General features: G+C 40.2%; 6 protein-coding genes. 1 reads left to right on the top strand and 5 read right to left on the bottom strand.

What is annotated here, in order from left to right; genetic code table 11:
• A complete protein-coding gene (locus D0T18_RS03475) occupies positions 1-1,380 on the bottom strand; it encodes an alpha/beta hydrolase (RefSeq protein ID WP_012914357.1) in 1,380 nt (459 codons plus the stop codon).
• A 310-nt stretch (positions 1,381-1,690) separates the two neighbouring features.
• Between D0T18_RS03475 and D0T18_RS03470 the strand changes: the two genes are divergently transcribed.
• The gene (locus D0T18_RS03470) at positions 1,691-3,760 is read left to right on the top strand and encodes an LTA synthase family protein (RefSeq protein WP_102703186.1); all 2,070 of its coding nucleotides are present in this window, start codon (positions 1,691-1,693) and stop codon (positions 3,758-3,760) included.
• A gap of 115 nt (positions 3,761-3,875) precedes the next feature.
• Here D0T18_RS03470 and purD read toward each other — a convergent pair whose 3' ends face one another.
• The 4 genes from purD to D0T18_RS03450 form a co-directional block, all read right to left on the bottom strand.
• Positions 3,876-5,147, bottom strand: a complete 1,272-nt coding sequence (gene purD, locus D0T18_RS03465; RefSeq protein WP_116431604.1) for a phosphoribosylamine--glycine ligase — start codon at positions 5,145-5,147, stop codon at positions 3,876-3,878.
• Positions 5,148-5,188: 41 nt separating this feature from the next.
• Positions 5,189-6,223, bottom strand: coding sequence for a phosphoribosylformylglycinamidine cyclo-ligase (gene purM, locus D0T18_RS03460; protein WP_103013838.1), 1,035 nt, complete (start codon positions 6,221-6,223; stop codon positions 5,189-5,191).
• A gap of 96 nt (positions 6,224-6,319) precedes the next feature.
• A complete protein-coding gene (purF, locus tag D0T18_RS03455) occupies positions 6,320-7,807 on the bottom strand; it encodes an amidophosphoribosyltransferase (protein WP_004105975.1) in 1,488 nt (495 codons plus the stop codon).
• An 83-nt stretch (positions 7,808-7,890) separates the two neighbouring features.
• Positions 7,891-11,646: a phosphoribosylformylglycinamidine synthase gene (locus D0T18_RS03450; protein ID WP_116440484.1), complete on the bottom strand. Its 3,756-nt coding sequence runs from the start codon at positions 11,644-11,646 to the stop codon at positions 7,891-7,893.
• Between the last annotated feature and the right edge of the window lie 120 nt (positions 11,647-11,766).

The raw sequence follows: 11,766 nt of genomic DNA, 5'->3' as shown, positions 1-11,766 counted from the left end.
TTAGTCTCGATTCACTTGCTGGTTGATAAGAATTTGTACATTTTGGTAGGTATTAAGTTTTGGTGCAGTGCTTGAAATACCTGTTTTTTTGCAGAATTGATCAATTGCTATTTTTAATCCAGCTTTTACTGTGTGCCAATCATGACCATTGCCTTGAGAAAGCATGGTTATAACATTCATTCCAGCGCGATGTGCGCTTAGTGCGATGGTTGCCTGATTCGCTTGAGATTTAGTATCCCATGAGCCCGCAATAGCGTAATAATTTTGTTTCAAAGGAGCATTTTTACGCATTATCACGCTAGGTATATGTCGCTCATATTCTGATGTGTTTCCATTGAAATAATGATTAATTGTTTCTTGGCGATTCTTATATGTTGGTTCTAGTTCCCCTCCGGCAGAAAAAATGTTTCCAAATATATCAGGGTGAGATGGAACTAGTTGCGTTGAGCAAGTGCCTCCTTGTGAGAAGCCGCCCATAAGCCACATTTTAGGATCTTTGCTTACTGGCAAATGTTTGCGTATCCATTTAGGAACATCATTAATTAAATATGTTTCTGCTTTGCCGAACACATGTGTATCCGCACACAGAGAATTATGCGAAGATTCACCATTTTGGTCAGGGGCTACAACAATAGGTGCAAGACCGTAGTGATTTTTCGCGTAATTGTCTAAAGTATTTGCAATATCGCTTGCTGCAAAAAAGTGATTAGGGCTACCAGGTTGTCCTGCAAACATGACCATAACTGGCAGTTTTGGTGGTTTTTTAACAAGTGCAGCAGGTGGCAAGTATACGTTTGCTATTCTGGCATTGAAATGTGAAGCAGTGTTAGGGATATAAACTGAACGAACAATACCTTTTTTAGGCAGTTTTGGCAGTTTTTGTTGTGCTGCTAACTCTCTCCATTGTTTAATACTAGAGGATGCGGATTTTTGCTTATTAACTTCTAGTTTTGGAAAACCACCCATTCCAAATATTGAACCTATTGTCGTGTATTCCCCATAAATCATGTCTACATGAAGAGCTGTGCTTGCTAACGTCAAGATAATAGCTATTACTGCAACTAGTTTTCTCCATTTGTGTAAGAAAACAAATGCTGTTGCTGCAAAACCTATAAGCCCGAAGCCGCATGCAATAGAAAAAATAACGAGCCATCCAAGACTTACTTCGAATACAAGAAACACGTCAGAAATAAGCCAAGCAATTATTCCACCGACAAAAAATGTTATGACACCTATTGCAAGTTGTATTAGTAAGTGGAACATTTTCTTGCCGCGTTTTGTTTTCATAAAAAGCAACAAGACTAAAGAAATACCATTTACGCTAAAAAGGCTTACTGGTAGCCATCCTTGCAAAAGACTCACTTTTGCCAATTGCAGCATGTTTGACTCCTATACTTTCTAGTCTAATTTGCGTACCAGTTACTAATCTAAGCGACATGTACGCACAGTAATTGCCCAACCTAGTAATGTAATGCTAGTATCTGAAATTTTCCTCAATATTTGTTTTATTTTTTATTATTTATTCTATTTAAATAATAAATAACGAAACATATATTGTAATCAGTCCTAAGTATTAAAATTGCTATTTTTTCTTGTTTCAATGCATTGTTAAAAATTTATGACGATAGCAATAAGTAAACTTGCACATTATTAGTAATAATTAGTACGTGTGTGATTTATTGAGGATAGTATGAAGTCATTTTTGCGCTTGAAAGTTCCGTATTGGCTGTATGCATTTCTTTTCTTTGTTATTGACGGCATGTCGGTAATTATTGTGCAAATGGGTGTGCAGCGCGCTGGAAGAGTTGAGATGACTTCTGCAATGTCTGGTGGACGTTGGGGATTAATAACTAAAACCTGGAAAGAACTTAATTTCGTTATTGTTCTTAGTGCGCTCGTTGTTGCGATGATATACGGTTTAATTCTTTTGATTAGTAACCGATTTTGGATATCAAGTGCAATAATTCTAAGTGTTTCATTGCTTATTGCTGTTATTGAATATATGAAAGTAAATGTTCGTTATGAAACTATTCTTCCTGCGGACTTAAACTTTTTAAAAAGTAACACTGGTAATGTCGCTTCATTTTTGCCAGATAATGCTCCTATGGTCATTGGTGTTGCTTTAGGCGTTTTTATTTTGCTTTTAGTTACAACTGTTTGCTTACACATATTTGATACAAATCATGGAAAGATTGTGCGATTTAAAGATTGGCGTTATTCTGCTGGTATTCGTGTTGCAATTGCGTTGATTTTAATAGGGAATTTAAGCTGGTATATTGGCGGCGTTGGCACAGTTGACTCTTCGGCTAATGTTTTTTCTAAAATGCTTGGTGACAGTCCTGCTATGTGGGATTCTGTTTATGACGCTCAACGCAATGGTGCTATTGTGGCATTTTTGCGTAATGTAAATCCTAAAATTATGGATAGGCCGGCTGATTACAGTGAAGAAACTATGAAGGCTGTATACAAGCGTTATAACGATGAAGCTAAACGTATAAATCGTTCTCGTACAACAAATATGAACGATAATACTTTTATTCTTATCTTGTCTGAATCGTTCTCTGATCCTACTCGTGTTCCTGGTTTGAAGTTGAACAAGAATCCAATACCATTTATTAGCAATTTAAAGAAGCATACGGATAGTGGTTTGATGCTTTCTTCTGGTTATGGTGGCGGTACTGCAAATCTAGAGTACATGTCTTTAACTGGTTTGAGCATGGCTAATTTTGATCCTTCAATGACGAGTCCGTATCAGCAGTTGGTTCCTAATGCTCAATGGTCTCCAACTATTAATCAATATTGGGATGATTCTCGTAATTCTATTAAATCTATAGCTTTCCACCCGTATGAGCCGAGCATGTATTTGCGCGCTACTAATTACAAAAAGTTTGGATTTAGTAAGTTCTACGCATTGCAAGGACCTGATGTTATTGCTCACCGTGATGTTATAGATAAATCACCGTATGTTTCTGACGCATCAGCATATAAGAGTGCGTTAGAAAAGATTAAAGAGCATAAGCAACCTAGGTTCGTACAAATTGTTACTATGCAAAACCATATGCCTTATAGGGATTGGTATGCGAATAATGAATTCGAAGTGTCTTCTAAAGATGGTGCCGCTGATCTTGGTGATGATGAAAAAACTTCTATTGAAACGTATGCTAAGGGTGTGCAGCACACTGATGAGGCAACACAAGCGTTTTTGAAGAGTTTAGATAAACTAAATAAGCCTATTACTGTTATGTTTTATGGTGACCATTTGCCAGGAATTTACGGCACTGCAAGTTCAGATGAAAAGAATTCATTGTCTTTGCATTTGACTGATTATTTTATTTGGTCAAATAAAGTTGCTTTGGAGCGTAAAGAGCGTAGTGAGAAAAAATCTTCAAACAAAAATGTAGAGCATTCTAATACAAGTAAAGATGTAGATCGTACTAATAAGTATTCTTCACCTAACTTCTTTATTTCTCAGGCTGCTTTACATATGAACGCTAAAGTTTCTCCGTATCTTGCTTTCTTAACTTGTTTACATGAGCATGTGAGCGCTATGGAGCCTCCTGTTGTAAATACTATTCAAGGCTGGGATAGAATTCCTGAGGGACAATCAATTTATTTGGATAACGATGGTAATCCTATGATTTTGTCTAAGATGGATAAGAAGTCACGTCAACTTCTTCATGACTATCGCTTAATACAATACGATATTACTGCTGGAAAGCATTATTTGCGTAATACTGATTTTCTGAAATTACCGCGCTAAAAGCTAGTTTGATTATTACAATGCCCCTCGTTTGTATTTGATACATAGTATGTTTCAAATAGCGAGGGGCTTATTGATTTGCAATTTGTTAATGAAAACTATATCAATTAACAAACTATTTTAAGGCTTTAGATGCGATATCATGCCTAAAGAACATGTGTGGAAGATTAAGCTTATTTAATATGCTGTAGACGTTGTTTTGAGCGTCTTTTACGTCATCTCCATGCACTTGCACAAGAGCTACTCTACCTGAAGAAGTAAGAAGTTTGCCGCTTTCTTCATCGCTTTTTACTCCTGCATAATACACGTGTTGACCTTGATTTTCGTCAACAGGAATTTGAGGAAGAGGAGTTCCAGTAACTAAAGTGCCAGGGTAGCCTTCGCTTGCAATAATTACGCCGAGCGTAACACCGCTATCTTTCCAAGTAAAAGTAGGATTTTTATGCTGCAAAATATCCCATATAGCTGCACCAAAATCTGAAGTAAGGCGAGGAAGCACAACTTCTGTTTCTGGGTCTCCAAAACGAGCATTAAACTCAATAACTTTAGGACCTGTTGCTGTATCAATTAAGCCAGCATAAAGCACGCCAGTAAAAGGCGTACCCTCTTTAGCTAGTCCTTCAACAGTTGGGCGCACAATTTCGTCGATAGCACGCTGAACTGTTTCGTCGCTAATTTGCGGCACAGGGCTATAAGCTCCCATGCCTCCAGTATTTGGTCCTTTGTCTCCGTCATAAGCACGCTTGTGATCTTGAGAAATAGGCATAACCCAAAAATCAGTTCCGCTTACAAAACTCATAAGCGAAAACTCTTGACCTTGCAAAAATTCTTCAATAACAACTTTTGCTCCAGCTTGACCAAAACGATGATCTACGAAGATATCATCCAAAGCATCAACTGCTGTTTGCTCATCCATAGCAACAGTAACGCCTTTTCCAGCAGCCAAACCATCCGCTTTAATAACAATTGGAGCACCATGCTCAAGAACGTATGCGCGTGCCGGCTCCAAAGCGTCAAATGTTTTGTAGGAGGCAGTTGGAACGTTGTGACGAGCCATAAGCTTTTTTGCGAAATCTTTAGAGCCTTCAATTTGAGCTGCGGCTTTGTTTGGACCAAAAGCGGCAATTCCATGCGCTTCAAAATTGTCAACAATGCCATTCATAAGGGGAACTTCAGGACCAATGAACGCAAAATCGTAGTTATTGTCTTTAACAAACTTAATAAGAGCGTCATGATCTGATTGACTTATGTTTGCAGTTTGAATGCCATCTGCTGCAATACCAGGATTTCCAGGAGCAACAGTTACTTCTTCAACGCTTTCTCCTTTAAGTAGCGCGTGTGCAATAGCATGTTCGCGAGCGCCAGAACCAACTACTAAAACTTTCATTTTTGATCCTTTATTGCTTTAAGATTTTGCTGTTTTGTGGATTACAACAATTCGACTGCAACGTTTTCGCGCTTAGCCATTTTGCCAATAATATAAGCGGTTTCGTTATGCTCTTTTAGTATTCGCATTGCCTCGTCTGCTTTGTTTTCGTCAACTGCCAAAACCATGCCAATACCCATATTAAAAACGTTGAACATTTCAGCGTGAGCAACTTTTCCAGCTTTTTCAATAACTCCAAAAATAGGTGGAACGCTCCAGCTAGTGGTATCAATTTTTGCAGCCAAATCATCTGCGTACATGCGTGGAACATTTTCAATAAATCCGCCGCCTGTAATATGAGCAACTCCCTTAATAAGATGTTCTGCAAAAAGTGGCTTTAAAGCTTTTACGTAGATTCGAGTAGGTTCAAGAAGAACTTCGCCAAGTGTTTTGCCATTAAGCTCATCTAGCTTGGTGTCAACGCTAAAACCTGCTTCTTCAAACAAAGCTTTGCGAACAAGAGAGAATCCATTTGAATGAACTCCTGAAGAAGGAAGTCCGATAAGCACGTCGCCGGCAGTAATAGTGGAGCCGTCAACAATATTCGAACGTTCTGCAACGCCTACTGCAAAACCTGCAAGATCGTACTCGTCTTCGTCATACATTCCAGGCATTTCAGCAGTTTCGCCGCCAATTAAACCTGTCTCTGATTGCACGCAACCATCTGCAACGCCTGAAACTACTTGCTCAAGTATTTCAGGATTGTTTTTTCCGCATGCAATATAATCGAGGAAGAAAAGCGGCTCGGCACCTTGAGCTGCAATATCGTTTACGCACATTGCAACGCAATCAATGCCAATAGTGTTATGCTTATTCATCATTTTTGCAATCACAAGCTTGGTTCCAACGCCATCCGTGCCAGAAATCAGCACTGGCTCTTTGTAACCAAGAGATGCCAAATCAAATAAGCCGCCAAATCCGCCAATGCCGCCTACAACGCCTGGGCGCTTTGTGCGATTTACATGAGATTTAATACGACGTACTACTTCGTATCCTGCTTCTACGCTTACGCCAGCTTCTTCATATGCGTGTGGCATATTGGTTCCTTTCGTAACAATGTTATAAGTATTTTCTTAAGTTTTATTTATAAATTGCAATGAACAATTTAATTAATAAATAATCAAGTTATTAAGTTATATAAGATTTTCGTGTGAATATTTACTGTGCTTCCTTACTTCTTGCAAATGTTCGCGTTCTTCAGGAGTAAGGGAAGCCAAGAATTCTTCGCCATAATCGTCTAGTGCAGTAGGGTAGTCGCCATTAAAGTAAGCAACGCACAAACCGCCATAAGGAGCAGGCTTTTTTAATCCAATCGACTCGACTAATCCATCTAAAGACAAAAATGCTAAGGAATCAGCATCGATATACTCGCGAATTTCTTCAACTGAATGCTTTGCTGCAATAAGTTCCTTCGTAGTTTGAATATCGATACCGTAGAAGCAAGGATATTTAAGCGGAGGGGAAGAAATACGCATATGCACTTCTTTAGCGCCAGCTTCTCGAAGCAATTGCACAATGCGCTTAGAAGTAGTTCCGCGAACAATCGAATCGTCAATAACGATAACGCGTTTTCCTGCAACTACACCACGAACAGCAGAAAGTTTCATACGAACGCCTTGCTCGCGTAATTCTTGCGTCGGTTGAATAAAAGTGCGTGCAACATACTGGTTTTTAATCAATCCCATTTCGTTTGGAATTCCGCTTGTTTCAGCGTATCCTGCAGCAGCAGAAAGTGAAGAATTAGGAACTCCAATAACCATATCTGCTTCAACAGGAGATTCTTTAGCCAAACGTGCACCCATGCGCTTTCGTACAGAATGAACATTAATACCGTAAATATTAGAATCTGGGCGAGCGAAATAAATAAATTCCATTGAGCATACTGCATGCTGCACGTGCTTTGTATATTGCTCAATAGTGTAGCCATCGTCATTAATAACAATGATTTCGCCAGGCTCAATATCGCGAATAAACTCTGCTCGCACAATATCAAGCGCACAAGTTTCAGAAGCAAGCACGTACGCGCCGTTCTTCATACGACCAAGCGAAAGAGGGCGGAAACCATTTGGATCAGTTGCTCCGATTAGTGCATCTTGAGTAAGCAATAAGTAAGCAAAACCGCCATGAACAGTTTGTAAAGCTTCTTTTAGGCGATCCATAAAAGTTGCTTTACTGGAGTGGCGAATTAAATGCATCAATATTTCAGTATCAGAATTTGAGTGGAATATTGAGCCTTTATCTTCCAAGGAATTACGTAGGCTAGTGCAATTTGTCAAATTTCCGTTATGAGCAAGAGCTACGTCTCCATCGTGGAAACGGAATAGGAAAGGCTGAATGTTATCAACGCTTCCAGAACCTGCAGTAGCATATCGCACGTGACCGATAGCCCTGTTTCCAGTAAGACGATCCATAACTTGTTCATTGCTAAATACTTGAGTTAGTAATCCCAATCCGCGATACCCATGCAGTTTGCCATTGTCGTTAGATACAATGCCGGCACCTTCTTGTCCTCGATGCTGTAGCGCATGAAGTCCAAAATATGTCAGCCTAGCTGCATCTTGATGACCCCACACACCAAATACGCCGCATTCTTCGTGAATATCTTCAAGTTCTGCAGACATTCATACCCCCCTAATAATCGATGATTGTAATCGTCGAATTTTGTAGTTATTTTGATACAAGTCTTGCAACTGTAAACTAAAGCTCATGCAGTGAAATATTCAACGCCAGCTTCAAACAATGGTTGCTCGTGGAAATCAGGAATATTGACATACAAGTCACGACCTGCGCGCTCGCAATGTCCCATTTTTCCAAAAACTCGACCATCTGGGCTGGTAATTCCTTCAACGGACATAATCGATCCGTTTGGATTCACATTCAAACTCATGCTTGGAACGCCATTGCTATCAACGTATTGCGTAGCTACTTGGCCGTTGTTAATAAGCTTTTCCATAACTTCGTTAGTAGCAATAAAACGACCTTCTCCATGAGAAATTGCAACAGTATGCATGTCTCCAACTTGCGTATTTGCTAACCATGGTGAAAGATTTGAAGCAATTCTAGTGCGAACAATCCTACTTTGGTGTCTGCCAATAGTGTTGTAGGTAAGAGTTGGGCATTCGGAATTTATTGGGATAATGTCACCAAAAGGCACAAGACCAAGCTTAATAAGCGCTTGGAAGCCGTTGCAAATTCCAAGCATTAAACCGTCACGATTATTAAGCAAGTCACGAACTGCGTCTGTTACTGCTGGATTCCTAAAGAATGCTGTAATGAATTTTGCAGAACCGTCCGGCTCGTCCCCTCCAGAGAAGCCTCCTGGAATCATTACAATTTGACTCTTTTTAATCTCTTCAACCAATTTCTCAGCTGATTGTGCAATATCTTTTGCGCTTAAATTATTAATAATAAGCGTATGAGCGTCTGCTCCAGCTTTTTCAAAAGCAGCTTGAGTATCGTATTCGCAATTATTTCCAGGGAAAACTGGGATAATAACGTGAGGATGCGAAAGCGGCTTTAGTTTTCCTGTGTGCATGTGGTTTGTAGTAGAAACATTAGTTTCGTTATTAATAGTTTCTACAATCTCGCCAGGCTTTTTATACGGGAAGATTGAGGAAAGTTCGCTTTCCCAAACTTTTTGCAAATCACTTAAATCAATTTCTTCGCCATTCGATGAAGTAATCGCGTAATTTTCAGTTGTTTCGCCAACAATCTCAACGTCAACCAAGCTTGTATTCGCTAAAGACGGAACTTCAGCGTCTTCTTTAAGCTCAACGTAGAAGTTTCCATATGCTGGCTTAAATAAATCATCGTCGCTTAAATTGTTGAATAATTTAAGACCAATATGATTTCCAAGCGTCATTTTGAATAAGCTTTCTGCGCTAGCACCGTAGCCAGGAGTAGATATAGCAAGAGCTTGCTTGTTTTTCGTAATATTTTCTACAATCTCTAGTGCTTTCAGGAAGCTTTCTTTTTCTGGAGTAATTCCGTCGGATTTATATTTTGGAGCAATACGTATAACTTTATGATTTACACCCTTAAATTCAGGTGAAACAGTTAAACGTGCATCTCCAGTAGAAACAGCAAACGAAATCAAAGTTGGTGGCACATCCAGATTCTCAAAACTGCCGCTCATGGAATCCTTGCCGCCAATAGCTCCAACGCCAAAATCAAGCTGTGCACTTAAAGCACCAAGAACTGCTGCAGCTGGCTTTCCCCAACGCTCTGGAATATCGTGAGGCTTGCCAAAATATTCTTGCAAGCTCAAGTAAGCACGTTCGCGAGTGAAACCGCTAGCTGCTAGCTTTGCCAATGATTCAACAACCGCAACATAAGCTCCAGTAAACTGATTCTTTTCCATCAAATACGGATTAAAGCCCCAAGCCATTGCGGAAGCTGTGTTTGTTTCGCCAAATACTGGGAATTTAGCAACCATGGCTTGAGCAGGAGTAAGCTGGCGACGACCGCCAAAAGGCATAAGTACAGTAGCAGCGCCAATAGTAGAATCAAATCGTTCAGATAAGCCTTTATTTGAAGCAATATTAATATCCGAAACTAAGTTATGCATGCGCTTTTCTAACGGCAAATCTGACTGATTCTGCCATGGAGTTTCGTAAGATTCTCCACTTTCAATATGCAATATCTGCTGTTTTGCAGCGCCATTAGAAGCCAAGAATGCGCGGCTTAAGTCAACAATGGTTTTTCCACGCCAAGTCATTCGCATTCGTGCTTCTTCAGTAACAGTCGCTATTATTTCTGCTTCAAGATTTTCTTCACGAGCATACTTCAAAAATTCTTCAGCATCACTTGATGCAACGTCGACAGCCATGCGCTCTTGAGATTCAGAAATAGCAAGCTCAGTGCCGTCGAGACCTTCGTACTTTTTAGAAACTTTGTCGAGATTAATAGTTAAGCCGTCGGCAATTTCGCCAGTTGCGACAGAAATGCCGCCAGCGCCGAAATCGTTGCAACGCTTAATAAGTTGACAAGCATCCTTGCGTCGGAAAAGTCGTTGCAGTTTTCGCTCAATAGGAGCATTACCTTTTTGAACTTCAGCTCCGCACTCTTCAATACTTTCAACATCTTGAGCTTTAGAAGCGCCAGTTGCGCCGCCAATGCCATCTCTACCAGTGCGTCCGCCAAGAAGAATAATCACATCGCCAGGAGCTGGAGTTTCTCTGCGCACATGGTCGGCTGGGGTAGCGGCAACAACTGCACCAACCTCCATACGTTTTGCAACATAACCAGGGTGGTATAACTCGTGTACTTCGCCAGTAGCTAAACCAATCTGATTTCCGTAAGAAGAGTATCCTGCGGCAGCAGAAGTTACAATTTTTCGCTGCGGAAGCTTACCGTTTAAAGTCTCGCTAATAGGCGTGCGTGGATCTGCAGCACCAGTTACGCGCATTGCTTGATACACATAGGAGCGTCCAGAAAGAGGATCACGGATGCAGCCACCAATGCAAGTTGCAGCTCCACCGAAAGGCTCAATCTCTGTAGGATGATTATGTGTTTCGTTTTTAAACAGGAATAGCCAATCTTCGTCGTGACCGTTTACGTCCACTTTAACTTTTACTGTGCAAGCGTTGATTTCTTCTGACTCGTCCAAATTTTTAAGCTCGCCGGTATGCTTTAAGTATTTTGCGCCAATAGTTGCCATATCCATAAGGCAAACAGGCTTATTTTCGCGATTTAGTTCTTTTCGCAAATCAAGATAACGGCTAAATGCTTCTTGAACAGTGTTATCGTCAATAGAAATATCTGTAAGCTCGGTGCCAAAAGTCGTGTGACGGCAGTGGTCGGACCAGTACGTATCAATAACGCGAATTTCTGTAATAGTAGGATTTCTATGTTCTTCACGGAAATACTTCTGGCAGAACTTTGCGTCAGCCAAATCCATTGCCAAACCGCGAGTATTAATAAAGTCTTGTAATCCAGCTTCGTTTAAATCGTTAAATGAGCTAATTACTTCTACATCAGATGGTACAACTGCTTCTCGCTGTAAACTTTTTACCTCATCAAGTGAAGCTTCTCGCGCTTCAACAGGATTAATAACGTAGTGTTTAATATCGTTTAGTGCTTTTTCGTCAAGATCACCTTTTAAAGCGATTACTCTAGCAGTGCGCACTGTTGGGCGTTCGCTTTGACTAATAAGTTGAATGCATTCGCTAGCAGATTGCGCACGCTGATCGAATTGACCAGGCAAAAATTCTACAGCAAATACGTGCTCGTCGGTTTCAATAGGCAAGTAATCGTAAGTATTATCAACTGGAGGTTCGCTTAATACTGTTTGCACAGCATTGTCGAATAAATCTTTGCTGATACCTTCAACGTCATAACGGTTAATAATTCTTGCGGAAGTAATCGCGCTTATGCCAAGAATCTCCCTAAGCTCATGTAAAAGCTGTTGCGCTTGAACGTCAAAACCAGTGCGTTTTTCCACATATACGCGAAATACCACGAGAAACCTACCTTGTTGAATGTGCGGTATGAATGCAGTGTTTATTGTTGTATTGGTTTTAAATTATAAATATTAAATTATTCAAAATCACATTAAGAATGCATGTGGCTCGCACCCCCT

Origin of the sequence: Gardnerella swidsinskii (assembly GCF_003397705.1) — a bacterium.
Taxonomy (GTDB): Bacteria; Actinomycetota; Actinomycetes; order Actinomycetales; family Bifidobacteriaceae; genus Bifidobacterium; species Bifidobacterium swidsinskii.
The sequence above is the reverse complement of the archived record's forward strand: the minus strand, read 5'-3'. Positions and strand labels throughout refer to the sequence as shown.

What these genes read in the sequence shown, in the direction of transcription:
- purM (WP_103013838.1), bottom strand. Translation starts at nt 6,223, where the DNA reads ATGCCACACGCATATGAAGAAGCTGGCGTAAGCGTAGAAGCAGGATAC.
- purF (WP_004105975.1), bottom strand. Translation starts at nt 7,807, where the DNA reads ATGTCTGCAGAACTTGAAGATATTCACGAAGAATGCGGCGTATTTGGT.
- purD (WP_116431604.1), bottom strand. Translation starts at nt 5,147, where the DNA reads ATGAAAGTTTTAGTAGTTGGTTCTGGCGCTCGCGAACATGCTATTGCA.
- D0T18_RS03475 (WP_012914357.1), bottom strand. Translation starts at nt 1,380, where the DNA reads ATGCTGCAATTGGCAAAAGTGAGTCTTTTGCAAGGATGGCTACCAGTA.
- D0T18_RS03470 (WP_102703186.1), top strand. Translation starts at nt 1,691, where the DNA reads ATGAAGTCATTTTTGCGCTTGAAAGTTCCGTATTGGCTGTATGCATTT.